Origin of the sequence: Streptomyces luteogriseus, from assembly GCF_014205055.1 — a bacterium.
Classification (GTDB): Bacteria; Actinomycetota; Actinomycetes; order Streptomycetales; family Streptomycetaceae; genus Streptomyces; species Streptomyces luteogriseus.
The window spans coordinates 4,640,201-4,661,700 of record NZ_JACHMS010000001.1; the positions used below are offsets into that span (position 1 = coordinate 4,640,201).

At 71.3% G+C, this 21,500-nt stretch carries 28 protein-coding genes and 1 pseudogene; 21 read left to right on the forward strand and 8 right to left on the reverse strand.

The features are described from left to right. Window positions 1-137 precede the first annotated feature (137 nt). From BJ965_RS20465 to BJ965_RS20485, 6 genes are all read left to right on the forward strand, one after another. On the forward strand, window positions 138-875 hold the full coding sequence (locus BJ965_RS20465; protein WP_184909961.1) for an LmeA family phospholipid-binding protein: 738 nt from the start codon (window positions 138-140) through the stop codon (window positions 873-875). 203 nt (window positions 876-1,078) lie between these two features. Further along, window positions 1,079-1,159, forward strand: coding sequence for a putative leader peptide (locus BJ965_RS40455; protein WP_350310325.1), 81 nt, complete (start codon window positions 1,079-1,081; stop codon window positions 1,157-1,159). Between the two features lie 137 nt (window positions 1,160-1,296). Continuing rightward, on the forward strand, window positions 1,297-2,142 hold the full coding sequence (locus BJ965_RS20470; RefSeq protein WP_030848996.1) for a sulfurtransferase: 846 nt from the start codon (window positions 1,297-1,299) through the stop codon (window positions 2,140-2,142). 39 nt (window positions 2,143-2,181) lie between these two features. Next, window positions 2,182-2,469 (forward strand): DUF1416 domain-containing protein, encoded by a 288-nt coding sequence (locus BJ965_RS20475; RefSeq protein ID WP_003991226.1) that lies wholly within the window; start codon window positions 2,182-2,184, stop codon window positions 2,467-2,469. An 86-nt stretch (window positions 2,470-2,555) separates the two neighbouring features. After that, entirely contained in the window at window positions 2,556-2,816 is a 261-nt protein-coding gene (locus BJ965_RS20480; RefSeq protein ID WP_184909962.1) for a DUF3099 domain-containing protein, read from the forward strand. Window positions 2,817-3,052: 236 nt separating this feature from the next. Further along, window positions 3,053-3,427 carry a VOC family protein gene (locus BJ965_RS20485; RefSeq protein WP_184909963.1) on the forward strand — a complete coding sequence of 125 codons (375 nt, stop codon included), beginning with the start codon at window positions 3,053-3,055 and terminating at the stop codon, window positions 3,425-3,427. On the opposite strand, the gene BJ965_RS20490 is transcribed toward BJ965_RS20485, so the two are convergent. Next, a complete protein-coding gene (locus tag BJ965_RS20490) occupies window positions 3,421-3,783 on the reverse strand; it encodes a DsrE family protein (RefSeq protein WP_184909964.1) in 363 nt (120 codons plus the stop codon). The two genes, BJ965_RS20485 and BJ965_RS20490, sit on opposite strands and share 7 nt — an antisense overlap. 218 nt (window positions 3,784-4,001) lie before the next feature. Here BJ965_RS20490 and BJ965_RS20495 point away from each other — a divergent pair, with 218 nt between their 5' ends. Genes BJ965_RS20495 through ygfZ form a run of 3 tightly spaced genes read left to right on the forward strand, consistent with a single transcriptional unit; the run spans window position 4,002 to window position 6,007 of the window. Beyond that, the gene (locus BJ965_RS20495; protein ID WP_030849012.1) at window positions 4,002-4,577 is read left to right on the forward strand and encodes an FABP family protein; all 576 of its coding nucleotides are present in this window, start codon (window positions 4,002-4,004) and stop codon (window positions 4,575-4,577) included. A gap of 16 nt (window positions 4,578-4,593) precedes the next feature. Beyond that, window positions 4,594-5,031 carry a Fur family transcriptional regulator gene (locus BJ965_RS20500; protein ID WP_030849015.1) on the forward strand — a complete coding sequence of 146 codons (438 nt, stop codon included), beginning with the start codon at window positions 4,594-4,596 and terminating at the stop codon, window positions 5,029-5,031. A gap of 10 nt (window positions 5,032-5,041) precedes the next feature. Continuing rightward, the gene (gene ygfZ, locus BJ965_RS20505; RefSeq protein WP_184909965.1) at window positions 5,042-6,007 is read left to right on the forward strand and encodes a CAF17-like 4Fe-4S cluster assembly/insertion protein YgfZ; all 966 of its coding nucleotides are present in this window, start codon (window positions 5,042-5,044) and stop codon (window positions 6,005-6,007) included. A gap of 46 nt (window positions 6,008-6,053) precedes the next feature. Here ygfZ and dtd read toward each other — a convergent pair whose 3' ends face one another. Beyond that, the gene (gene dtd / locus BJ965_RS20510; protein WP_184909966.1) at window positions 6,054-6,479 is read right to left on the reverse strand and encodes a D-aminoacyl-tRNA deacylase; all 426 of its coding nucleotides are present in this window, start codon (window positions 6,477-6,479) and stop codon (window positions 6,054-6,056) included. A gap of 211 nt (window positions 6,480-6,690) precedes the next feature. Between dtd and BJ965_RS20515 the strand changes: the two genes are divergently transcribed. The 3 genes from BJ965_RS20515 (at window position 6,691) to BJ965_RS20525 (ending at window position 9,839) form a co-directional block, all read left to right on the forward strand. Then, window positions 6,691-7,323, forward strand: coding sequence for an RsiG family protein (locus BJ965_RS20515; RefSeq protein ID WP_184909967.1), 633 nt, complete (start codon window positions 6,691-6,693; stop codon window positions 7,321-7,323). 87 nt (window positions 7,324-7,410) lie between these two features. Beyond that, complete coding sequence (locus BJ965_RS20520) at window positions 7,411-8,670, forward strand: GNAT family N-acetyltransferase (RefSeq protein ID WP_184909968.1); 1,260 nt, start codon at window positions 7,411-7,413, stop codon at window positions 8,668-8,670. Window positions 8,671-8,921: 251 nt separating this feature from the next. After that, window positions 8,922-9,839: a FadR/GntR family transcriptional regulator gene (locus tag BJ965_RS20525; RefSeq protein ID WP_184909969.1), complete on the forward strand. Its 918-nt coding sequence runs from the start codon at window positions 8,922-8,924 to the stop codon at window positions 9,837-9,839. 36 nt (window positions 9,840-9,875) lie between these two features. On the opposite strand, the gene BJ965_RS20530 is transcribed toward BJ965_RS20525, so the two are convergent. Next, the gene (locus BJ965_RS20530; protein ID WP_030849031.1) at window positions 9,876-10,064 is read right to left on the reverse strand and encodes a hypothetical protein; all 189 of its coding nucleotides are present in this window, start codon (window positions 10,062-10,064) and stop codon (window positions 9,876-9,878) included. Between the two features lie 147 nt (window positions 10,065-10,211). On the opposite strand from BJ965_RS20530, the gene BJ965_RS20535 reads away from it, so the two are divergent. The 6 genes from BJ965_RS20535 to BJ965_RS20560 all read left to right on the forward strand — a co-directional run bounded on the left by BJ965_RS20535 (window position 10,212) and on the right by BJ965_RS20560 (window position 16,565). Next, window positions 10,212-11,102 (forward strand): GntR family transcriptional regulator, encoded by an 891-nt coding sequence (locus BJ965_RS20535; RefSeq protein WP_221513176.1) that lies wholly within the window; start codon window positions 10,212-10,214, stop codon window positions 11,100-11,102. Next, window positions 11,102-11,845, forward strand: a complete 744-nt coding sequence (locus tag BJ965_RS20540) for an HAD family hydrolase (protein ID WP_313666968.1) — start codon at window positions 11,102-11,104, stop codon at window positions 11,843-11,845. Before BJ965_RS20535 ends, BJ965_RS20540 begins: the two co-directional genes overlap by 1 nt. Before the next feature lie 217 nt (window positions 11,846-12,062). Further along, the gene (locus BJ965_RS20545; RefSeq protein ID WP_246545931.1) at window positions 12,063-13,127 is read left to right on the forward strand and encodes an aminoglycoside phosphotransferase family protein; all 1,065 of its coding nucleotides are present in this window, start codon (window positions 12,063-12,065) and stop codon (window positions 13,125-13,127) included. Window positions 13,128-13,227: 100 nt separating this feature from the next. After that, window positions 13,228-13,851 carry a TetR family transcriptional regulator gene (locus BJ965_RS20550; protein WP_184909972.1) on the forward strand — a complete coding sequence of 208 codons (624 nt, stop codon included), beginning with the start codon at window positions 13,228-13,230 and terminating at the stop codon, window positions 13,849-13,851. A gap of 40 nt (window positions 13,852-13,891) precedes the next feature. Further along, window positions 13,892-15,910 carry a HelD family protein gene (locus BJ965_RS20555; RefSeq protein WP_184909973.1) on the forward strand — a complete coding sequence of 673 codons (2,019 nt, stop codon included), beginning with the start codon at window positions 13,892-13,894 and terminating at the stop codon, window positions 15,908-15,910. A gap of 31 nt (window positions 15,911-15,941) precedes the next feature. After that, window positions 15,942-16,565 carry an RraA family protein gene (locus tag BJ965_RS20560; RefSeq protein ID WP_184909974.1) on the forward strand — a complete coding sequence of 208 codons (624 nt, stop codon included), beginning with the start codon at window positions 15,942-15,944 and terminating at the stop codon, window positions 16,563-16,565. Between the two features lie 25 nt (window positions 16,566-16,590). On the opposite strand, the gene BJ965_RS20565 is transcribed toward BJ965_RS20560, so the two are convergent. From BJ965_RS20565 to BJ965_RS20575, 3 genes are read right to left on the reverse strand one after another with little or no spacing between them, the layout of a single operon-like run. Continuing rightward, window positions 16,591-17,769, reverse strand: coding sequence for a GDSL-type esterase/lipase family protein (locus BJ965_RS20565; protein ID WP_184909975.1), 1,179 nt, complete (start codon window positions 17,767-17,769; stop codon window positions 16,591-16,593). Window positions 17,770-17,774: 5 nt separating this feature from the next. Beyond that, on the reverse strand, window positions 17,775-18,362 hold the full coding sequence (locus tag BJ965_RS20570) for a TetR/AcrR family transcriptional regulator (RefSeq protein WP_033312327.1): 588 nt from the start codon (window positions 18,360-18,362) through the stop codon (window positions 17,775-17,777). Window positions 18,363-18,410: 48 nt separating this feature from the next. After that, the gene (locus BJ965_RS20575) at window positions 18,411-18,914 is read right to left on the reverse strand and encodes a DUF2269 domain-containing protein (protein ID WP_184909976.1); all 504 of its coding nucleotides are present in this window, start codon (window positions 18,912-18,914) and stop codon (window positions 18,411-18,413) included. A gap of 131 nt (window positions 18,915-19,045) precedes the next feature. Between BJ965_RS20575 and BJ965_RS20580 the strand changes: the two are divergent. Continuing rightward, window positions 19,046-19,402 (forward strand): annotated as a pseudogene (locus BJ965_RS20580) (class I SAM-dependent methyltransferase); the annotation flags it as partial. A 241-nt stretch (window positions 19,403-19,643) separates the two neighbouring features. Here the strand turns inward: BJ965_RS20580 and BJ965_RS20585 are convergent. Further along, window positions 19,644-19,940, reverse strand: a complete 297-nt coding sequence (locus BJ965_RS20585; RefSeq protein WP_246545932.1) for a GntR family transcriptional regulator — start codon at window positions 19,938-19,940, stop codon at window positions 19,644-19,646. A 158-nt stretch (window positions 19,941-20,098) separates the two neighbouring features. Between BJ965_RS20585 and BJ965_RS20590 the strand changes: the two genes are divergently transcribed. Both BJ965_RS20590 and BJ965_RS20595 read left to right on the forward strand, forming a co-directional pair. Further along, window positions 20,099-20,449, forward strand: coding sequence for a hypothetical protein (locus BJ965_RS20590; RefSeq protein WP_184909977.1), 351 nt, complete (start codon window positions 20,099-20,101; stop codon window positions 20,447-20,449). Further along, window positions 20,449-20,772, forward strand: a complete 324-nt coding sequence (locus BJ965_RS20595) for a hypothetical protein (protein ID WP_184909978.1) — start codon at window positions 20,449-20,451, stop codon at window positions 20,770-20,772. Before BJ965_RS20590 ends, BJ965_RS20595 begins: the two co-directional genes overlap by 1 nt. A 5-nt stretch (window positions 20,773-20,777) precedes the next feature. Here the strand turns inward: BJ965_RS20595 and BJ965_RS20600 are convergent, their stop codons facing one another. After that, entirely contained in the window at window positions 20,778-21,482 is a 705-nt protein-coding gene (locus BJ965_RS20600) for a hypothetical protein (RefSeq protein ID WP_184909979.1), read from the reverse strand. Between the last annotated feature and the right edge of the window lie 18 nt (window positions 21,483-21,500).

Here is a 21,500-nt window from a genome sequence, read left to right on the forward strand (position 1 = left end):
CGCGGGGCTCCGACGCCGGACCTCCGCCCTGTCACAGGTGATCAACAATCCTCCGGTGCCCCTTCCCCCGGCGTTACCCTCGCGCAAGGGACGGCCACCGGGTCGTCGAAGCACCGGACCGGTGGGGGACACACCGCATGCGCGCACTGCGAATACTGCTGATCTTCGTCGTGATCCTGGGCGGGCTCTTCGTGATCGCCGACCGCGTCGCGGTCAACTTCGCCGAGGACGAGGCCGCCGACCGGCTGAAGACGACGGAGAACCTGTCGGCGACGCCCGACGTGTCGATCAAGGGCTTCCCGTTCCTCACCCAGGTCGCCGGCGGTTCCCTGGACGACATCGAGGTCGGCATCAAGGACTACGAGGCCGCCGCGGGCAACGGCGGCCAGAAGATCCGTATCGACGACCTCCGGGCCGACATGAAGGGCGTCGAGTTCTCCGGCGACTACAGCTCCGCCACCGCCTCCACCGCCACCGGCACAGCGACCATCGCCTACGACGAGCTGCTGAAGACGGCGAAGTCCGAGCCCACCCAGGTCGCCCCGGGCGTCACCGCCAACGTCATCGGTCTCTCCGACGGCGGCAACGGCAAGATCAAGGTCACCGTCGAGGCCACGGTCCTCGGCACCAGGCTCCCGGAGCCGGTCTCCGTGCTCAGCTCGGTGAAGGTGGACAACGGCACCGTCCGCGTGCACGCCGACGGCCTGCCCAAGTTCGGCGGTGTCGACATCGCCGAGAACCGCGTCCGGGCGATCACCGACTTCCAGCAGAAGATCGACGGTCTGCCCGGCGGCATCAAGCTGGACACGGTCCAGGCCGCCCCGGACGGCGTCGAGATCACGGTGAAGGGTTCCGACGTCCGCCTGGCCGGGTAGGCGGTCGCCCGGCGGATCCGACCTGCGCTGTCCGGTGGGCGAGACGGTGATGTCCGTAGCGTAGATGTGACGAGGGATGCGGTCGGCCGGACGCCGTGCGGCGAGCGCCCCGGAGGCCTTCCGATCCCATATGGCGGATTGTTGCGTCTCAGTATGCGACACGCCGGTGACATGCCCGCCCGACCGTCCCTACGATCGACGCTATGAAGCGACAGGCGGATCTCACGAAGCGGCGGGCAGTAGACCTGTGCCGCGTCGCCGCCATGCTCTGTCGCACCTTCTGAGCGATCGCGTCGGCAGTCGCGTCGGCGCGCGCATCCCCGCAGCCCCGCATCACGGGCACCCGTGCGCCGCCCTGCCTCAAGGGCGCGCCCTGCAGACCTCGCACGCCCCGCCGTAACTGCCCCGGAGGAGAAGAAGCATGAGCCGCAACGACGTCCTGGTCGACGCCGACTGGCTCCAGGAGCACCTGGACGACCCGACCATCGCCATCGTCGAGGTGGACGAGGACACGTCCGCCTACGAGAAGAACCACATCCGCAACGCCATCCGGATCGACTGGACGCAGGACCTCCAGGACCCGGTCCGCCGTGACTTCGTCGACCAGGAGGGCTTCGAGAAGCTCCTGTCCGACAAGGGCATCGGCAACGACCACACCGTGGTCCTCTACGGCGGCAACAACAACTGGTTCGCCTCCTACGCCTACTGGTACTTCAAGCTGTACGGCCACGAGAGCGTCAAGCTCCTCGACGGCGGCCGCAAGAAGTGGGAGCTCGACGCCCGCGAGCTGGTTCCCGGCGACGAGGTGCCCGAGCGTCCGAAGACGGACTACAAGGCCAAGGCCCAGGACACGTCCATCCGTGCCTTCCGCGACGACGTCGTCGCCGCGATCGGTTCGCAGAACCTCGTCGACGTGCGCTCGCCCGACGAGTTCTCCGGCAAGCTGCTCGCCCCGGCCCACCTGCCGCAGGAGCAGTCCCAGCGCCCGGGTCACGTCCCGTCCGCCCGCAACATCCCGTGGTCCAAGAACGCCAACGACGACGGCACCTTCAAGTCGGACGACGAGCTCAAGGAGCTCTACGCCGCGGAGAGCGTCGACCTGGCCAAGGACACCATCGCCTACTGCCGCATCGGTGAGCGCTCCGCGCTGACCTGGTTCGTGCTGCACGAGCTCCTCGGTGTGGAGAACGTCAAGAACTACGACGGCTCCTGGACCGAGTACGGCTCCCTCGTGGGCGTGCCGATCGAGCTCGGCGCCAACAAGTAACTCTCCCCGACCGACCTTTCCAGACTTCAGGAGTACGACATGTGCGGTGCGAAGGCCGGCGGCCCCGACGCCTCGACGATCAAGCCCGGTGAGACCACCATCCAGGGTCAGGTGACCAAGGACGGCGAGCCCGTGGTGGGCTACGTCCGTCTGCTGGACTCGACCGGCGAGTTCACGGCCGAGGTGCCGACCTCGGCGACCGGACAGTTCCGCTTCTACGCGGCCGAGGGCACCTGGACCGTCCGTGCCCTCGTGCCAGGCGCCACCGCCGACCGCACGGTCGTCGCCCAGCAGGGCGGCCTGGCGGAGGTCGCGATCGCCGTCTGACGACGACCGGTCCTCGAAGGGCCGCACCCCGCGGGTTGGACACCTGGGGTGCGGCCCTTCGGCCTGCCCGGACCTACGCTGGAGGCATGTACGCACGGCGGCGTCATACGTACTTCGCGATGATGGGCCTCTGCATCGGCCTCTTCGTGCTGGCCTGGGGTGTCGTGCGGCTGTGGTCCGTTCCCGTCGCCGTCGGGATGTGCGTCGTCGCCATGGTCATCCCGCCCGTGGCGGCCATGGTCGCGAACCGGCGCGGACCGGATGACCGGTGGTGGGACGACCCGTCCGGCGATCCCAAGTCCGACGAGTGGTGGGACGAACTGGACGGCAAGAAGCGCCCGCACTGAGCGGCGTCCGCCTCGCCGGCTCGTGCTGCCCCGCGCCTGCTCGTGTTGACCGGCGTCCGCCCTGCCGGCTCGTGCTGGCGTCCGTCCTGCTCCTGCTCGTGTTGACCGGCGTCCGTCCCGCGCCGGCTCGTGTTGACTGGCGCCCGTCCCGCCCCTGCTCGTGCTGAGCGGCGTCCATCCCGCCCGCCCGCGCTGAGCGGCGCGTCCGCCCCGCCCGTCCGGGGTATCCGCGCTCCATGAGACTGACAGCGGCGGTTCTGGACGCCCCGCACGCACGGGAGCTCGCGCTCTTCTATCTGCGGCTGCTGCCCGGCTGGGCCGTCCGGCGGGACGAGGACGGTCCCGACTGGGTCCACATCCGGCCGCCCGGTGGCGGCACGGGGCTGGCCTTCCAGACGGAACCCGACTACCGGCCGCCGGTCTGGCCGAGCGAGCCGGACCGGCCGCGGATGATGGTCCACCTCGACATCGAGGTCGACGACCTGGAGCGGGAGACCGCGCGGGCCGTCGCCGCCGGGGCGCGGCTCGCCGCCCACCAGCCCCAGGACGACGTCCGGGTGCTGCTGGACCCGGCCGGGCACCCGTTCTGCCTGTACACGGAGCCTCAGTAGACGAGCGCCTGCGTCTCCTGCGCCATCGCCTCCTGGACGAAGACCTGCGCGCCGGCGATCCGGACGCCCTCGATGACGTCCTGCTCCGAGATGTCACGACGGGCCGCGCACTGCGTGCACAGCGTGACGCGGCCGGCGGTGAGGAGGGAGTCCAGCAGGTCGGGCAGGGGAGCGGCGTGCGGCAGCTCGAACTCGGCGGCCCGGCCGGGCAGGGCGAACCAGGCGGACTCGCCGGTCAGCCACAGGGAGACGTCTATGCCGCTGGCCACGGCCACCGCCGCCACCGTGAACGCCTGAGAGCACCGCTCGGGGGCGTCGGCCCCCGCCGTCACCTTGATCACCAGCTTCTTCGCCATAGCCGGAAGAGTAGTCCGGAATCGAAGTGCCGAAGGGGCCCGCGTAAGCTGGCCCCCGGCCCTGTGCACCCATTCGCACCCCCGCTCAAGGAGCACCCCGTGGAGATCTTCTTCGAAATCCTGTTGGTCCTGGTCGCCGTCGGCGTCCTGGCCTTCGCCGGACTGACCGTGAAGAAGCTGTACCAGGGCCAGCGCTGACCCACGTCTAGGAAGTTCCCATGATCGAGATCCCGTCCGACCTCCACAAGGACCTCGTCCCGCTCGCCTTCCTGCTCGGCAACTGGGCGGGCGCCGGCGTGCACGACTTCCCCGGCTCCGAGAAGTGCAACTTCGGGCAGGAGGTCACCTTCTCCCACGACGGCCGGGACTTCCTGGAGTACCGGTCCCACAGCTGGGTCCTGGACAACGACGGCAACAAGGTCCGCCCCCTGGAGTCCGAGCACGGCTTCTGGAGGATCGACGCCGCCCGCAAGGTCGAGGTGACGATGACCCGCGACGACGGCGTCATCGAGATCTGGTACGGCGAGCTGGCCGACAAGAAGCCCCAGATCGACCTCGTGACGGACGCGGTGGCCCGCACGGCCGCCTCCCAGCCCTACACCGGCGGCAAGCGGCTGTACGGCTACGTCAAGAGCGACCTGATGTGGGTCGGCGAGAAGCAGACCCCCGAGGTCGAGCTGCGCCCCTACATGTCCGCCCACCTGAAGAAGGTCGTCACCCCGGAGGAGGTCGAGCGCTGGGCCAAGGCCCTGCCCGACGACATGCCGGACGACGGCATCGCTTTCTTCAAGTAGTCCTAGACTGGCCGGTGTGGTGAGCACCGACTGGAAGAGCGATCTGCGGCAGCGCGGCTACCGGCTGACCCCGCAGCGGCAACTTGTGCTCGAAGCCGTGGACACCCTTGAGCACGCGACCCCCGACGACATCCTCGTGGAAGTGAGGAAGACGGCGTCGGGGGTCAACATTTCGACGGTGTACCGGACACTTGAGCTCCTGGAGGAGCTCGGGCTGGTCAGTCACGCGCATCTGGGGCACGGGGCGCCGACGTACCACCTCGCGGACCGGCACCACCACATCCACCTGGTCTGCCGGGACTGCCAGAACGTGATCGAGGCGGACGTCTCGGTGGCCGCCGAGTTCACCGCCAAGCTGCGGGAGACGTTCGGCTTCGACACCGACCTGAAGCACTTCGCGATCTTCGGCCGGTGCGAGGACTGCACACTGAAGGCTTCGACTACCGAGTCGTAGGCTTACGGACATGAAGAGCCCCCTGCTGACCCTGCCCGGCGCCGTCCCCGCCGAGGGCGTGGACGAAGGTGTCGCCGCCCACTACGGCGATCTGTTCCGTGAGCAGCGCGCCCTCGCCGACGGCACCGGATTCGTGGACCTCTCGCACCGGGGGGTCGTCGCCGTCACCGGCGAGGACCGGCTCGCCTGGCTGCACCTGCTGCTCACCCAGCACGTCAGCGACCTCCCGGCGGGCCGGGCTACCGAGGCGCTGATCCTCTCCGCGAACGGCCACATCGAGCACGCCCTGTACCTCGTCGACGACGGCGCGACGGTCTGGGCCCATGTGGAGCCGGGCACCCAGGAGGCGCTGATCGCCTACCTGGAGTCGATGAAGTTCTTCTACAAGGTCGAGGTCGCCGACCGCACGGCCGACATCGCCGTCGTGCACCTCCCGGCCGGCTCCATCGCCGAGGTCCCCGAGGGCGTCGTCGTACGGGAGACGCCGCACGGCCGGGACCTGTTCCTGCCGCGCGCCGACCTGGAGGCCTACGCGGCGCAGGCCGGGCCGCCCGCCGGGATCCTCGCCCACGAGGCGCTGCGTGTGGAGCAGCACCGGCCCCGGCTCGGTTTCGAGACCGACCACCGCACCATCCCGCACGAGCTGGGCTGGATCGGCTCGGCGGTGCATCTGCAGAAGGGCTGCTACCGGGGGCAGGAGACGGTCGCCCGGGTGCAGAACCTGGGCAAGCCGCCGCGTCGGCTGGTCTTCCTGCACCTGGACGGCAGCGAGGTCCACCTGCCCGTGGCCGGGACGGAGCTCCGGCTCGCCGACGACGGCCCCGACGGCCGCAAGGTCGGCTTCATCACGACGTCCGCCCGCCACCACGAGCTGGGCCCGGTCGCCCTCGCCCTGGTGAAGCGGAACGTGGCGGTGGACGCCCCGCTGGTGGCCGGTGACACGGCGGCGGCCCAGGAAGTCGTCGTGGAGCCGTAGACCCTCCGTGTCGATCTTCGGCCCTGAGGCTTGTAGATCTTTCGGGTCAGATTTCGATCTGCACGGTGAACGGGCCGTCGTTCGTCAGTGATACACGCATCGCCGCCCCGAAACGGCCCGTGGCCACCGTCGCGCCCAGCGCGCGCAGCTGGGCGACCACCTCGTCGACCAGCGGCTCGGCGACGTCGCCGGGGGCGGCCGCGTTCCACGTGGGGCGGCGGCCCTTGCGGGCGTCGCCGTAGAGGGTGAACTGGCTGATCACCAGGAGCGGGGCGTCGATGTCGCTGCACGACTTCTCGTCGTGCAGCATGCGGATCGACCAGAGCTTGCGGGCCAGCTGGGCCGCCTTCTCCTTGGTGTCCTCGTGGGTGACGCCGACGAGGACGCACAGCCCCTCGCCCTCGATCGCCCCCACGGTCTCGCCGTCCACGACGACGCTCGCGCCGTCCACCCTCTGCACCACTGCTCGCATACGTCCATCATGCAGGGCGGTGACATCGGCGCCGCGCGTGGTCGGCGGATGCACCGAAAGGGTGGTTTGCGCGGACGCCAACAGCCCCTGCACGGACGTATTTTGCTGCTATACCGCCCATCTGGGGTCTATCGGGGGCACTCGTTCCCATAGCGGCCACTTGGGGTGGCACGATGCTTGCACACACCGGTCGAGGGGACGGTTGAGGCACATGAGCACATCAAGCACCGGACAGCAGCAGGCGGCTGTCTGGTCGACGTACACGGGGAGGGGCGCGTCGGAGTATCACCGGCCGCCCACACAGCGCACGGACAGCCCGCGGCTGCCCTCGGACACCTCCGGACCAGAGGTGCCCGCGCTGAGCCTGCCCGACCTGCGCACGCTGCGCCGCGAGGCCCAGCGCGACGAGGCCGACCTCAGCTATCTGCGGCGGCTGCTCCAGGGGCGGATCGACATCCTGCGCGCGGAGATGGCCCGACGCGCTCCGGCGGACGAGGCCTCCGTCGCGGTGTCCGAGGAGACCTCGGTGGTGGAGCGGCTGGCGGAGATCCTGCGGGACTCCCCGGCCCGGCACCGCTCCTCCGCCCGCCACGTCACCCTGGGCACCCCGCAGGGCGAGGAGTACCGGCGGCTGGCCGCCGAGATGCTCGCCGAGGTGGCGCTGTCCGACCTGGACGCGCGCACGGACCTGGAGCTGACCGCGGCGATGGGACGGCTCGAGCGCCACGAGCAGCAGGTCTCCCGGCGCCGCCGGCGGCTCCAGCGCACGGCCGACGAGTGCAGCGCGGAGATCGCGCGCCGCTACCGCGAGGGGGAGGCGCAGGTCGACGACCTGCTGGTGTGAGCCGTCCCGGGCCGGGACCCGCTGCGGGGAGGGCCGGCGGTCGGATATTGACGCGACACCGACCGGCCCTCCGCCTAGCGTGAGTTCATGACCCCCGAGTCCCGTGCCGACGACATCGACGTACGCCCGATCGCCGAGTCCGAGTTCGCCGACTGGCTGCGTGCCGTGAACACCGGCTTCCTGCGGGCGGCCCCTCTGACCGACGAGGAGGTCGAGGGCCGGCGCGAGCGGTTCGTGGAGGGCCGCAACCTCGGAGCCTTCGACCGCGGCAGGTGTGTGGCGACCTTCCGGTCCTTCGACCAGGAGCTCACGGCCGTGGGCGGCGCGAGTGTCCCGGCCGACGCGATCTCGGGCGTCACCGTCACCGCCACCCACCGCCGTCGCGGGCTGCTCAGCCGCATGATGGCGCGGGACCTGACGGCCGCGGAGCGCGGGGACGTCGTCGCGACGCTGATCGCCGCCGAGTACCCGATCTACGGCCGCTACGGCTTCGGGCCGGCGACCTGGATGGCGGAGTGGACGGTCGACGTGCCGCGCGCCGGCCTCGACGCCCGCTGGGCGGGCCCCGCGGAGGGCGGGCGGATCGACCTGGTCGAGGGCGAGGACGTCCGCAAGCTCGGCCCCGAGCTGCACGAGCGGCTGCGCCGCCGCCAGCCCGGCGCCATCGACCGCGACGACATGTGGTGGAAGCTGAACACCGGAGCCCTGGGGTGGGACACGTCGTGGAAGCCGCCCTTCTACGCCGTGTACCGCTCGGCGTCCGGCGAGGTCGAGGGCATGGCCGTGTACGAGGTGGACGACAACTGGGGTGACGCCAAGCAGCCGTTGAACACGGCGACCGTGCGGTGGCTCATCGGCGTGACACCGGCCGCGGAACGCGCGCTGTGGGAGTACGTCTGCTCCGTCGACTGGGTGGTGAAGGTGAAGAGCGGCTGGCGGGCGCCCGACGACCTGCTCCCGCACTTCCTGCCCGACCCGCGGGCGGCGAGGATCACCTCGCTGGCGGACTGGCTGTGGGTGCGCATCCTGGACGTCGAACGGGCGCTGGAGGCGCGGACGTACGAGGGCACGGGGACGCTGGTGCTGGAGGTCGCCGGTGTGGACGGGCTGACCGGCGGGCGCTACCGGCTGGAGGCCTCGCCCGAGGGGGCGTCCTGTACGCCGACCACCGAGAGCGCGGAACTCGAAGTCGGTCTGGGCGAGTTGGGGGCGCTGTGGCTCGGGGACGAGTCGGCGGTGCGGCTGGCGGCGCTGGGGCGGGTGCGCGAGGAACGAGCGGGCGCCGCCCGGAAGGCCGACGCCCTGCTGCGTACGTCCAGGCGGCCTTGGTGCCCGGACATGTTCTGAGCCGCTCCCTCCTGCCGGTGGTGTGCTGGAACCCGCATCCGTAGCGAGCTGTTCTGTTGTGGTTGTCGTGCGGCCGTGTCGGCCGGGCGGGACTCCCGGCTCCCCTCCGGAAGGGAGTCCCTTGGCGGGCGGCCAACCTCCTGAAGGTCTGACCATGTGCCCGAAGTTGGCGACCAACTTCACTGTACTTATCTCCGCTTGGAAGCGGCTCATAACCACCTTTCCCTGAACTGCCCAAAGTTGGCGGGAAGTTGTACTGTGCAGATGTGGACCCGGAACACGACTCCGTCAATGGGCGGAAGAGGTCGCAACGGCCACAGAGGACACATCACGAGGTGGCCGACGAGCTGCGCGCCCGGATCAGGTCAGGGGCGCTGCGGCCGGGTGCGCGTATGCCCACCCAGGCCCAGCTGGCCCACGAGTTCGGTGTCGAGCGCGGGGCGGTGCGGCAGGCGCTGCGCATCCTGCAGTCCGAGCGGCTGCTCACCAATGTGTCCAAGGGCAGTCCGGCGACCGTCGCCCCCGACCCCGTCGGGGCCCTGACCGGCCCGGAGGCGCCTCCGCTGCCGACGACGGTGGCCCTCGCTCCCCGGATCGCGGCGGCGTTCGGCGCGGAGCACGTCGAGATCGACGCCGTGTGCCTGACGTCCATCTCGCTCACGCTCGCCATCGGTGAGCCGCTGCGGCAGATCCACGCCGGACGGCTGAAACCGGCCAAGGTCGACGTCCGGGTGCTGCTGCCGAGCCGGGACATCGACCTGGCCTTCCCGGTACCGGTCGAGGGGGGCGGCGACGACTGGGTGCACGAGCGGTGGCTGGCGATGCGCAACGCCCAGGGGCAGGTCCTCCAGCACAACCTGCTGGCCCTGCGCGCCACCCACGGCATCGACGTGCGCGTCACGTTCCGGGCGCTGCCCTTCACCCCGCCGGTGAAGCTGTACCTGCTCAACGGCGCGGAGGCGCTGTTCGCGTACTACACGCTGACGCGCCGGGAGGCCGAGGCCGAGCACGAACAGCCGGCGCTGTACGACGCCCTGGGCACCCAGTCCGTGCTGTTCTCCTTCGAGCAGGGCGCCGGGCTGCGCGACACGACGTTCGTGGAGCAGTCGCACCTGTGGTTCAACGCACTGTGGGAGACGATCAGTTCGGAGCTGGTGCTCACGGACTGACGTCTCCCACGGGTCGTTCCGGGGCGGTGCGGTGACTCATCGGGCGGGCCCCGTCATCAGCAGCGCGAGCACCACGGCCCCCGCGGAGCTGACGGCCGGGCTCTTGGCCTTGACGCCTACGGTGAGAAGGATCAGGCCGACGAGGCCGGCCGGACCGTACTTCCACTGGACGAGCTGTTCGAAGGCGACGACGAAGGCGGCGGAGAGGAGAGCGAGGGCGGGCATCGGTGTTCCCCCTTCGGACGTACGGAAGCAAAACTTCCGCCAACTCCGAGAAGTTGGCAACCAACTCTGATTAAGTTGTCCCCACTTGGCCCCTACTCATAAACAACTTCCAAACAACTCCCGCCAGATGGATCAGAGTTGTAGCGTTTGGTCGTGACCCAGGAGAACGTGGCGGAGAACGTGGCAGTGAACGGCAGCAGAAGGCCCTCGCCCCAGGAGATCGCCGACATCCTGCGGGAACGCATCCGCGCCGGTGAGCTCAAGCCGGGGGACCGCCTGCCCACCCAGGCCGAACTCGCGGAGGAGTTCGGCGTCGAGCGCGGCACCGTCCGCCAGGCCCTGCGCGTCCTCCAGGAGGACGGCCTCCTCACCAACGTCAGCAAGGGCAGCCCACCGCGGATCGCGGCCCCGGAGCCGGTCCGGGGCGAACCCCAGCCGACCATGGTGGGCCTGGCCCCACGACTGACCGAGGCCTTCTCGGCCCGGCATGTCCGCGCCGACGTCCTCTGCCACACCGCGGAGACGCTGATGGTCGCCATCGGCGAGCCGCTGCGCCAGATCCACGAGGGCCGCATCCACCCCGAGTCGATCGACGTCCGCATCCTGGTCCCCTCCCGGGACATCGAGCTGGCCTTCCCGGTCCCGGTCGAGGCCCACGGCGACGACAACCCGGTCCACCAGCGCTGGCTGGCCATGCGCAACGCCCAGGGGCAGGTCCTCCAGCACAACCTCAAGGCGCTGCGCTCGACGCACGGCATCGACGTGCGCGTCACGTTCCGCGCGCTGCCGTTCACCCCGCCGGTGAAGCTGTACCTCCTCAACGAGGAGGAGGCCCTGATCGGCTACTACATGCTGACCAGGCGCGCGGAGGAGTGGGGCAGCCAGACCCTCGACATGTACGACGTCCTCGGCTCCCAGTCCCTCCTCTTCTCCTTCGTGAAGCGGACGGGCCGCCGGGACGCGGCGTTCGTGAAGGAATCCCAGAAGTGGTTCAACGCCCTCTGGGAAACCATCACGACGGACCTGACACTCTCCTAGTGACTCCTGATACGAAGCAGACTGGTGCGGCGCACATCGCGGCCGAGAACGATCCGAACCGACTCCGCCATCTGATCAGACGTGCCCGTGTCGTGCTGTGGGACTTCGACGGGCCCATCTGCCGCCTGTTCGCAGGGCACTCGGCGGAGCGGGTGTCGGGCGACCTGGTGTCCTGGCTGGAGGGCCGCGGTCTGCACGGACTGCTCACGGAGACCGAGCGCGAGTCCCTCGACCCCCAGGTGGTCCTGCGCGCCGTGGACCGCCGGCATCCCGGCAGCGACCTCGTCGCCGAGCTGGAGGAACGTCTCACCCAGGAGGAACTGCGGGCCGCGTCCTCGGCGATGCCGACCCCGTACGCCGATCCGCTGATCCGCACCTGGACGGCGGTGGGGTCCCGCCTCGCGATCACCACGAACAACGCGCCGCGGGTGGTGCGCACGTACCTCGCGGGACGCGGCCTCGCCGACTGCTTCGCCCCCCACATCTACGGCCGCACCCAGGAGCTCCACCACCTGAAACCCGACCCGCACTGCCTGAACCGGGCACTGCGGGCGATGGGCACCGCGCCGGGCGAGGCGTTGATGATCGGCGACGCCCCCACGGACCACAAGGCGGCCGAGCGGGCCGGAGTGCCCTTCCTGGGCTACGCGCGCAACGACAGGAAGGCGAAGCTCCTGCTGGAGTCCGGGGCGGAGACGGTCGTGGGGTCCCTGGAGACGCTGCTGCGACTGCTGCGCGGGTGAGCGAAGAACGGCCCCGCGCCGACGGGGGACCGTCGTCCGGGTGTGCGTCGGTCACCCCTGGGAGGGGACCCGTTCCCGGATGGCCGGGTTTTCCTCCGGCGACCGAGTGCGGTGGAGTAACGTGCGTCTCCCCCTACACCATCGGCACCACCGGAACAGGCTGAACCAGCGAATGACACCCCCCTTGGTCTCCGGTGCTCGAGAGCGAGCAGAGGAGATGAGCGGCGACCCGAATCTGGTCAAGGGGCCGCTCAAGGGGTATCACCACGAGACGTACGTCCTCGCACTGCCGGGCCGGACGGGAGCCGTCAAGGTACGGGAGCCGCGGGCCGAGATCCTGTGGTTCGACCGGAGGTGCTTCAGGTCGGAGGAGGAGCTGCTCAAGGCTCTCCAGGCGCACCTCAGCCGCGTCCCGCAGATCGTCGATGTCGGCGGCATGGCGCTGCAGGGCTTCATCGAGGGGCGGACGCTCGGCGGGCATCGCCGGCCGGGGCGGCGCGTCTCGGACGCCACGTTCGGTCAGATCGTCGACGTCTTCCGCGAGATGGTGCGGGTCACGCCGGACATGCTCAGCGTGGAGCGGCGCTGCGAGGACCGGGACCGCGCCGAGGACGGTGACAGCGACGGCTTCCTGGAGCGCCTGATCGTCTTCGTCGAGGAGCAGGTCTACGAGAAGAACCACGGGACCTTCGCAGGGCTCTTCCACGCGCTCGGCATCTCGGAGGAATCGTTCACCCTGCTCAGGAAGCACGTGCTGGGGCTTCAGGAGCGCCGCTTCTGCCTTCTGCACGCGGACCTGCACCGGGAGAACTTCGTCCTCGACCACCAACAGCGGCTCTGGGTCATCGACTGGGAGCTGGCGATGCTGGGGGACCCGCTCTACGACCTGGCCACCCATCTGTACCTGATGCGCTATCCGGCCGATCAGGAGAACCGCATGGTGCGCGAGTGGTGCCGGGTCGTCGAGGGGATCCGGCCCGGTGGCTCGTCCGGCTGGGAACGGGACCTGCCGATGATCCTCGACTTCAAGAGGGCGCAGTCGGTCTTCACCGACGTCATCCGGGTGGCGCTGTCCCTGCGTGAGGAGTGGGGCTTCAACTGGATGGCCGTTCCCGTCGCCGCGGGCCGGCTGCAGAAGATCCTGGCTGCCGCCGCTCGGCCGCTCGGCCTGGCGCAGGTACCGAGCCGGCCCCAGATCATGGCCGCGCTCGTCCGCTGGCACGGGGAACGCGAGGCGTCGCGTGACGAACGGCCCATGCCCACCGCGTCGGACGTCTACTGACCCGGGGCCGCCGCGGCAGCCCGTTCGCCCCGGCCTGCCGCCCCGCTCCTCGCCCCGTACCGCGCCCCGGTCCGGCCCCGCGCCTGCGTAGGCTCCCCCCATGAGCGACCCCGGCCTGCGTGAGCGCAAGAAGCAGCGGATGTACGAGACCGTGTCGGACGTCGCCGTGCGGCTCTTCATGGAGAAGGGGTTCGACGCGGTGTCCGTCGCGGAGGTGGCGGCGGCGGCCGAGATCTCGAAGCCGACGTTGTTCCGGTACTTCCCGGCCAAGGAGGATCTGGTGCTGCACCGGATCGCCGATCACGAGGGGGAGGCCGCCCGGGTGGTGGCGGGGGCCGAGGGGGCGCCCGTGGAGGCGTTGCGGCGGCATTTCCTGGAGGGGCTGGAGCGGGGGGACCCCGTGACCGGGCTGAACGACCATCCCGACGTGCTCGCCTTTCACGCGCTGCTCTACGGCACGCCCTCCCTGGTCGCCCGGGCGCACACGCACCAGGAGCGGTCGGAGGCCGCGCTCGCCGAGGTGCTCGGGGGTGATCTGGACGCGCGGTTGGCGGCCGGGCAGATCATGGCCGTGCTGCGGGTGCTGGCGCTGGAGAACTGGCGGCGGATCGCGGCGGGTGAGCGGGTGGCGGACGTACGGCCGGACGCGGTCGCGGCGGCGCAGCGGGCGTTCGGGTGGCTCGCGGCCGGGCTGCCGCCGCACCCACGGGGTGAGTCTCGGTAAATTATTTAACTCGGTTACGTTTTCGCGTACGCTCGGTGGAATGACCTCGACCGAGCCTGCCCTCCAGTACGTCCTCGACCGGGAACGCGCCCACCACGAGCGCTGCCGGACCGCCCTCGCCGCGATGGTCGAGGGCGCCGGTGAACAGGTCGTCATCGGGGAGGACGTGTCCGCGTCCGGGGCCGATGCCGAAGTCCTCGGCTACCAGCTGCGCAGCCGGGCGAAGGCGCTGCGGGAGCTGCCCGAGGGGCCGTTGTTCTTCGGGGCGCTGGAGGGCGGGGACGGCACGCTGCACATCGGGCGGCTGCGGATCTCCGAGCACCCGGCCGAACCGCCCCTGGTCGTCGACTGGCGTGCACCCGTCTCACGCGCCTTCTACCAGGCGTCGGCCCGGGACCCGCAGGGCGTGGCGGTGCGCAGGCGGTTCGGGTGGGCGCCCGGCAGCCGGGGCGACTCCGGGGACCTCACCGGCCTGGAGGACGAGCGCCTGGAGCAGGGCGAGTCGCGCGACAGCGAGATCGTCGCCCGGGAGCTCGAGCGGCCCCGGGTCGGGCCCATGCGGGACATCGCCGCGACGATCCAGCCCGAGCAGGACGACCTCGTCCGGGGGGATCTGGCGCTGTCGGTGTGCGTGCAGGGAGCGCCGGGCACCGGCAAGACCGCAGTCGGCCTGCACAGGGCCGCCTATCTGCTCTACACGCACCCGCAGCGCATCCGCCGCGGCGGCCTGCTGATCCTCGGGCCCAACCGCACCTTCCTGTCGTACATCGCCGAGGTGCTGCCGGCCCTCGGCGAGACCGGCGTGCGGCAGTCGACCCTGGCGGAGGAGATCGCGCGCTGCGAGGTCCGGGGCGTCGACGACGCGCGGGCCGCCGTCGTGAAGCACGACGCCCGGATGGCCGAGGTACTGCGGCGGGCGCTGTACGCGAGGGTGCGCGCCGGGGGGAACGGCGCGGAGATCGCCCTGCCCGACGGGGCCTACCGGTGGCGGGTGCCGGCGGGGGAACTCGCCCGGATCGTGGCCGAGGTGCGGGAGGAGGAACCGCCCTACGGGGTCGGGCGGGAGCGGGTGCGGGCGCGGATCGTGCGGTGCCTGCGCGAACAGGTCGAGCGGCGGGCCGGGCCGCCGCCGAACGCCTGGGTGCGGCGGGTCGAGCGGGCGCGGCCGGTGTCGGCGTACGTCGATGCCGTGTGGCCGCGGGTGCGGCCCGAGGAGGTCGTGGCCGAACTGCTGGGCGGCGAGGAGGCGTTGGCCTCGGCCGCCGAGGGGCTGCTCGACGCCGGTGAGCAGCGGGCGCTGCGGTGGAAACGGCCGCCGCGGTCGTGGAAGTCGGCGCGCTGGTCGGCCGCCGATCTGGTGCTGCTCGACGAGGTGGCCGGGCTGATCGGGCATCCGGAGGGGTATGGGCACGTCGTCGTCGACGAGGCGCAGGACCTGTCCCCGATGGAGTGCCGGGCCATCGCCCGCCGGGCCCGCTTCGGTTCGCTGACGGTGCTGGGCGATCTGGCGCAGGGGACGACGCCGTGGGCGGCCCGGTCCTGGCGCACGGTCCTCGCGCACCTGGGGAAACCGGACGCGGTCGAGGTCGCCCTCACCACCGGCTTCCGGGTGCCGCAGGCCGTCGTCGGGCTCGCCAACCGGCTGCTGGAGCACCTCGACGTGGACGTGCCGGCGGCCCGTTCGCTACGCGGGGACGGGGAGTTGCGGATGCGGGAGACCACCGTCGACGGCGTGCCCGGGGCGGTCGTCGCGGCCGTACGGGACGCGCTGGGGCGGGAGGGCTCGGTCGGGGTCGTCGCGGCGGACGCGGACGTCCCCCGGGTGCGGGCCGCACTGGACGCGGCCGGCATCGCGGCGGCGGGCCCGGACGAACTCGGCGCGCGGGTCGCCCTGGTGCCGGCGAGCGTGGTCAAGGGCCTGGAGTACGACCATGTCGTGGCCGTCGAGCCAACCGCGATCGCCGAGGCGGAGGAACGGGGCCTGCACCGGCTGTACGTGGTGCTGACCCGGGCGGTGTCGCGGCTGGAGGTGGTGCGGGGTAGGGAACTGCCGTTCTAGGCACCCTTTTCGGCGGCTAGGGTCCCATGTCATGGCTGACGTCGACGCGTTCACGGACATACCCACGACCACGCTGGCCGATCTGCTGGGCCGCGAGCAGGTCATGGACATCGGGATCCGGCCGCTGTGGGAGCCGGTGCCCCGGGTGGCCGGACCGGCCTTCACCGTACGGTGCCCGCCCGGCGACAACCTGATGCTGCACGCCGCGATCCACCGGGCCGGCCCCGGCTCGGTCGTCGTCGTGGAGTCGGGCGACCTGGACTACGCCCTGGCCGGCGGCAACGTCTGCGCCGTCGCACGGCGCCGGGGCATCACCGCGTTCGTCGCCGACGGGCTGATCCGCGACCTCGCCGAGGTCCGGGACATGCGCTTCCCGGTGTTCGCACGCGGCGTCATCCCCATCCCGGGCACCAAGTCGGCCGCCCGGCCGCTGAACGAGCGGGTGCGCTGCGGCGGGGTCGCGGTCGACGCGGGCGACACGGTCGTCGCAGACGAGGAGGGCGTCGTGGTCGTCCCCGGGGCCCGCCGCGAGGAGGTGCTGGCGACGGCCAGGGCCAAGCTGGCGAAGGAGGCCGCGCAGTCCCTGGACGACTGGGAGTCGGCCCACCGCACCCGCATCGCCACGATCCTCGCGGACCAGGGTTTCGTGGACTGACCGACCGGTCTCGGCAGGCCGGCCGCTACGCCGCGGCGAAAGGCCCTCCGTTCGCGAAGGCCAGTTCGTGGAAGCGGTCGCCGATGTGGCGGTGGGTGGCCGCGTCCGGGTGGATGTGGTCGGGCAGGGGGAGGGCGGCGGCGTCCTTCGCGCCGTAGAGGTCGAGGCCGTCGAGGTAGTGGAGGTTCGGGTCGTCGGCGGCGCGCTGTTCGACGATGCGGGCCAGTTCCTCGCGGATGACGGTGAGCGTGAGCTTGCCGGCGGCCGTCTGCGCCGGGTCCCCCATGGCTGCGAAGACCATGCGGCCCTTGCTCATCTCTTCCCGGTCGGGTGCGGTGGGGCCGGGCGTGTCCTCGTGGATGGCGCAGTGGATGGGGGAGACGAGCAGCAGCGGGGTGTCCGGGTGCCCGTCGCGGATCGTGTCGAGGAAGCCGTGCACGGCGGGCCCGAAGGTGCGCAGGTGCATCGCGTCCTGGTTGACGAGGTTGATGCCCGTCTTGACGCTGATCAGGTCGGCCGGGGTGTCCCGCATGGCGCGCGCGGTGAACGGGTCGAGCATCGCGCTGCCGCCGAAGCCGAGGTTGACCAGCTCCACACCGCCCCGCAGCGCGGCGATCGCGGGCCAGATCGCGGTGGGGCTCGCGGCGTCCGAGCCGTGGCTGATCGAGCTGCCGTGGTGCAGCCACACCCTGCGGCCCCGGTCCGGCACGGGCGTGACGGGGGCGTTTGCGCGCAGGGCGACCAGCTCGGTGGTCTCGTTGTGCGGGAGCCAGATCTCGACGTCCTTGTCCCGCGCGGGCAGGCCCGTGAAACGGACCGTGCCGACCGGGCCGGGCGTGACCTCGCCCGCCCAGGTGGCGAGGTCGACGGTGAGGACGTTGCCGTCGGTCCCGGCCGCCTGGCCGGCCTGGCGGCCGTCGACGAGCAGGTCGTACAGCCCGTCCGGGCGCGGCGGGAAGCCGGCGTAGTCGCGCTTGGTGCGCAGCGTGTCCAGCTCGACGGCGGTCGCGGCGGTACGGAACGCCAGACGTACGCCCGAGGGCTGGGCCTCGGCCATCGCCAGCTGCGGGCTGGTGTTCTGCGCGCGGGCCCGGGCGGGCAGCCGGTGGGGGAGCAGGCCGTGCTCGGTGCGCTCCACGTCGAGGGCGCCGCGCAGCAGGTCCGCCGTGACGGGCGTGGTGATCCAGTCGTGCTCGGTGTGCATGGGTGTCAGCCTCGGGGATCGGTAGGGGCCGCGGGCCAGTTCCGCAGCAGCGTGTCGAGGGCGTCGAGGATCCGGGCCCAGGTCTCCTCGGTGTCCGGCGCGCTGTGGCTGAAACCGCCGCCGAGCTCCAGGCTGACGTAGCCGTGGAAGACGCTGCCGAGCAGCCGGACCGCGTGGGTCTGGTCCGGTTCCGTCAGGTCGTAGCCGCGTAGCAGTGCCCGGGTCATCTGCGCGTGCCGGACACCGGCGCTCGCGGCCGCCGTCTGCGGGTCGAGCCGCAGCTGGGCCGCGGCGTAGCGGCCGGGGTGTTCCCGGGCGTAGTCGCGGTACACGTTCGCCAGGGCGGCCAGGGCGTCCTTGCCGGCCCGTCCGGCCAGGGCCTCGGCGGCCCGGTCGGCGAGTTCCGCGAGGGCGAGCAGGGCGATCCTCGTCTTCAGGTCGTGGGAGTTCCGCACGTGCGAGTACAGGCTCGCGACCTTGACGTCGAACCGCCGGGCGAGCGCCGAGACGGTGACCTGCTCGAAGCCGACCTCGTCGGCGAGCTCGGCGCCGGCCTCGGTCAGACGCTCCGGCGTCAGTCCTACGCGTGCCATGAGGGTTCTCCCTTCTACCTGAAGAGAGTGTGCCCGTGCCTAAACCTTTTAGGCAAATGCCTGTGACCTTTCGCGGCCGCGGCGGGTCTTCCCCCAGGGCTTGAGGACGGAGATCACCGTCATGAACACGTAGGCGGACAGCGACACGAGCGGCCCGAACAGCACGTCACCGGCGTCCGGCAGCGGCCCGCCCGCGGCGACGGCCGTGACCGCGGAGTTCACGCCGGGGCGCAGCGCGAACACCGTGGCGGTGGTGGTGGCGAGGGTCAGCCAGAACTTCGTGTACACCCACCGGTACCGGGCCAGGCCCCACTTCGTGCCCAGCGACAGCAGCAGGCCGCTGAGGAGCGTGAGGAACGCGACGGGGAGCAGGAGCCAGTCGGCGAAGAGCTTCATGGCCCGGACGGAGGCCTCCACGGTCACGGGGGACCCGGTGGTGGCCGCGGTGATCCCGAGCGCGAGCAGCCCGAGCGTCAGCCCGAGCCAGCAGGCGGAGACGGTGACGTGCACGACGAGCGCGGCCCGGCGGGCGGGGCGGCTGAGTTTCTGCATGGGGCACACGGTGCCGGGGAGGGGGCGGGAGGGCGTCTTACGACGGGAGTAACCGGGCGTACTGGCGTCGGAGTACAGGGCTGCCGCCCGTACCGGAGGGCCGTGTCAGTGCCGTCACCTACCTTCGCGGCATGACCGAGCCCTCGTACGTCACCGCCGTCCGCGAGTCCTACGACACCGTCGCCGCCGACTACGCCCGACGCGTGCCGGAGCCGGCCGAGTTGGACCCGGTGTCCCGAGCGATGCTGGCCGCCTTCGCCGAACTCGCGGCGCCTCTCGGGCCGGTCGCCGACCTGGGCTGCGGCCCCGGCAAGGTGACGGCACACCTGGCCGCCCTCGGAGTACCGGTGTTCGGCGTGGACGTGTCACCGGGGATGATCGAGCTGGCCCGGGCGGCGTATCCGGAACTCCGCTTCGCCGTCGGCTCGATGACCGCGCTGGACATCGCCGACGGTGAACTCGGCGGCATCCTCGCGTACTACGCCACCTCTGCGGCGATGGCGTCGGCGAGTTTCACGTACTCGTAGCGCGGGAGCTCCGTCATCTCCCCACCGTGCCGCAGCCCGCGCCCCCTGGCGCCGGTTTTCGATCTCTTCGGCTGCGGTGGCCTCGCTGTTCGAGCTGGCCCAGGTGCGACGGATGCCCGGCAGGGACGCCGCTTCGGTAAGCGGCTGCGGATTTGCGCTACGGCTTGTGCGACAACGAGGTGGTCACTGCCCAGGCGCCGTCTCAGCTGCTCGGTTCGGCCTCTTCGGGGGCGTCGCCGACCGGCCGTTCGACGACGAAGGATCCCTTGCCTCGCACGGTGACGATCAGGCCGCGCTCGCGGAGCTCCTGTGCGGCCCGACGCGCGGTCAGTCGTGCTACGCCGTACTCGTCGGCGAGGTGGTTCTCGGAGGGGATGGGCCTGTCCGGGGCCAGCTCACCGGAGGCGATCTTCCCGGCGATGACGTCGGCCAACTGCACGTAGAGCGGTCTTGCGCTCATCGGGTCCAGAGTGGGCTTCGACGCTTCGGTATCGCTCATACGTCCAACGTAGAGCGGTAGCGACCTGCCCGGTCGTGTGGATCCCTCTGTACTTGTATGTAGAGGGCTGTATGCAGGTGTAGCGTCGAAGACGGAAAGACCCCGGCGAGGTGGCTAGACCTCCCGGGGCACGGCCAACGCTTTCAAGGAGCGTCGACATGCATGACCTTATCCCCCGCGCCCTCCAATGGCTGCGCCTCCTTTTCGCCCCTGGGACCGGGCGACGGCGTCGGTGTCGCCCCCGCCGTCACCTCTTCCCCCACGTGCACCTCACCCTCGTCAGCTGCCCCTGCGCATCGCAGCCGCCGCAGCTCCCCCGCCCCCGTTCCCCGTACGGCCTGCACAGTCCCCTCGACGGGGCAGACTCCTCCCTCGTCCGCCCCTACCTCGCCGCCCACGAACAGGAAGCCGCTCTCCAGGAACGCCGCCGCCTGGCCCTCGTGCTCGCCGCCGACTTCGGTATCGATCTCGACCAGCATCTGATCGGCGCGCGGGAGGTGGCCGCCTGATGGAACGCCCCACCGGTCGGACACACGTCACGCCGCCACCCCGGCTCCTGCCCTGGCCGTCGCCCGACGGCAACCCCTGCTACCTGGTGACCGACGACGACGGCAGCTACCTCTCCCGTCTCGCCGACGACCTGGAGGCCGTCCAGCTCGCCACCGGCGCGGACGTACTCGGACACGCCCGCAAGGTGCTGGACGATCCGGCCTCGCCGTACAGGGAGGTCCGTTTCGCCGGCCTCCGTCTCGCCGAGTGCCTGACCGACGCCCTGCGGGTCGCCGAGTCCCGGGGGATGCGCCTGCCGGTACCGGACACTGAGGACCCCTGAGAGGGCTACCCGCGGTGTGTCCACACCCGCAACGGGCCGATCGGCTCGAAGCCGTGCCGGAGGGCGACCCTCAGATCGTCCCCCCGCTCGTAGCCGACGACGGGAAGGGTGGGGAAGAGGTGGGCGAGCGCGTGCAGGACGAGGGGCCAGGCCGCGTAGGGAGGCCCGAAGACGTTGGACACGCCGACCACTTGCTCACTGCGCGTGGCCACGGCTCCGGCGACGACACGTCCGTCGGCGGAGCGGCCCGAGATCACGAAGGTCCCCGGGTCGGCGAGCAGCCCGGGCCGGAACAGGTCCGCGTCCCCGGCCCCGTCATCCCAGGCCAATGCCCAGGCACGCAGGGTGTCCGAGTCGCCCACCACGTCCCACACGAGATCGGATGACGCGGTGGGTGCCCCGGCCGGCCGGTGGACCCACCGCGCCTCGAACAGCACTTGGAACCCGGCTGCCGCCAACTCCAGGTCGGCGAAACTGTCCTTGATCGAGGCGCCCGGCGAGGCCGTGTCGATCCGTGTCACGAGCGCGTCCCGGCCGGTCTCCGGCTCCAGCGTCACCGCGTCGGGGTAGTAGAGCGGCGTCCGCACCGCCGCGGCCCAGGCCTCGGCCCCGAACTCGCCCGCCACCCCGTGCGCCCGGCACATCGCCGCACACCACTCGGCGTTGTTCCGGGCGGCGGCCCGGACCAGGGCTTGCCGCGAAGTCGTCATGACGTGGATCAAATCGAT

What these genes read in the sequence shown, in the direction of transcription:
- BJ965_RS20575 (WP_184909976.1), bottom strand. Translation starts at nt 18,914, where the DNA reads ATGCAGAAACTCAGCCGCCCCGCCCGCCGGGCCGCGCTCGTCGTGCAC.
- BJ965_RS20480 (WP_184909962.1), top strand. Translation starts at nt 2,556, where the DNA reads ATGTACGCACGGCGGCGTCATACGTACTTCGCGATGATGGGCCTCTGC.
- BJ965_RS20470 (WP_030848996.1), top strand. Translation starts at nt 1,297, where the DNA reads ATGAGCCGCAACGACGTCCTGGTCGACGCCGACTGGCTCCAGGAGCAC.
- BJ965_RS20490 (WP_184909964.1), bottom strand. Translation starts at nt 3,783, where the DNA reads ATGGCGAAGAAGCTGGTGATCAAGGTGACGGCGGGGGCCGACGCCCCC.
- BJ965_RS20570 (WP_033312327.1), bottom strand. Translation starts at nt 18,362, where the DNA reads ATGGCACGCGTAGGACTGACGCCGGAGCGTCTGACCGAGGCCGGCGCC.
- BJ965_RS20515 (WP_184909967.1), top strand. Translation starts at nt 6,691, where the DNA reads ATGAGCACATCAAGCACCGGACAGCAGCAGGCGGCTGTCTGGTCGACG.
- BJ965_RS20485 (WP_184909963.1), top strand. Translation starts at nt 3,053, where the DNA reads ATGAGACTGACAGCGGCGGTTCTGGACGCCCCGCACGCACGGGAGCTC.
- dtd (WP_184909966.1), bottom strand. Translation starts at nt 6,479, where the DNA reads ATGCGAGCAGTGGTGCAGAGGGTGGACGGCGCGAGCGTCGTCGTGGAC.
- ygfZ (WP_184909965.1), top strand. Translation starts at nt 5,042, where the DNA reads ATGAAGAGCCCCCTGCTGACCCTGCCCGGCGCCGTCCCCGCCGAGGGC.
- BJ965_RS20565 (WP_184909975.1), bottom strand. Translation starts at nt 17,769, where the DNA reads ATGCACACCGAGCACGACTGGATCACCACGCCCGTCACGGCGGACCTG.
- BJ965_RS20465 (WP_184909961.1), top strand. Translation starts at nt 138, where the DNA reads ATGCGCGCACTGCGAATACTGCTGATCTTCGTCGTGATCCTGGGCGGG.
- BJ965_RS20595 (WP_184909978.1), top strand. Translation starts at nt 20,449, where the DNA reads ATGGAACGCCCCACCGGTCGGACACACGTCACGCCGCCACCCCGGCTC.
- BJ965_RS20545 (WP_246545931.1), top strand. Translation starts at nt 12,063, where the DNA reads ATGAGCGGCGACCCGAATCTGGTCAAGGGGCCGCTCAAGGGGTATCAC.
- BJ965_RS20530 (WP_030849031.1), bottom strand. Translation starts at nt 10,064, where the DNA reads ATGCCCGCCCTCGCTCTCCTCTCCGCCGCCTTCGTCGTCGCCTTCGAA.
- BJ965_RS20495 (WP_030849012.1), top strand. Translation starts at nt 4,002, where the DNA reads ATGATCGAGATCCCGTCCGACCTCCACAAGGACCTCGTCCCGCTCGCC.
- BJ965_RS20600 (WP_184909979.1), bottom strand. Translation starts at nt 21,482, where the DNA reads ATGACGACTTCGCGGCAAGCCCTGGTCCGGGCCGCCGCCCGGAACAAC.
- BJ965_RS20520 (WP_184909968.1), top strand. Translation starts at nt 7,411, where the DNA reads ATGACCCCCGAGTCCCGTGCCGACGACATCGACGTACGCCCGATCGCC.
- BJ965_RS40455 (WP_350310325.1), top strand. Translation starts at nt 1,079, where the DNA reads ATGAAGCGACAGGCGGATCTCACGAAGCGGCGGGCAGTAGACCTGTGC.
- BJ965_RS20585 (WP_246545932.1), bottom strand. Translation starts at nt 19,940, where the DNA reads ATGAGCGATACCGAAGCGTCGAAGCCCACTCTGGACCCGATGAGCGCA.
- BJ965_RS20475 (WP_003991226.1), top strand. Translation starts at nt 2,182, where the DNA reads ATGTGCGGTGCGAAGGCCGGCGGCCCCGACGCCTCGACGATCAAGCCC.
- BJ965_RS20590 (WP_184909977.1), top strand. Translation starts at nt 20,099, where the DNA reads ATGCATGACCTTATCCCCCGCGCCCTCCAATGGCTGCGCCTCCTTTTC.
- BJ965_RS20560 (WP_184909974.1), top strand. Translation starts at nt 15,942, where the DNA reads ATGGCTGACGTCGACGCGTTCACGGACATACCCACGACCACGCTGGCC.
- BJ965_RS20550 (WP_184909972.1), top strand. Translation starts at nt 13,228, where the DNA reads ATGAGCGACCCCGGCCTGCGTGAGCGCAAGAAGCAGCGGATGTACGAG.
- BJ965_RS20555 (WP_184909973.1), top strand. Translation starts at nt 13,892, where the DNA reads ATGACCTCGACCGAGCCTGCCCTCCAGTACGTCCTCGACCGGGAACGC.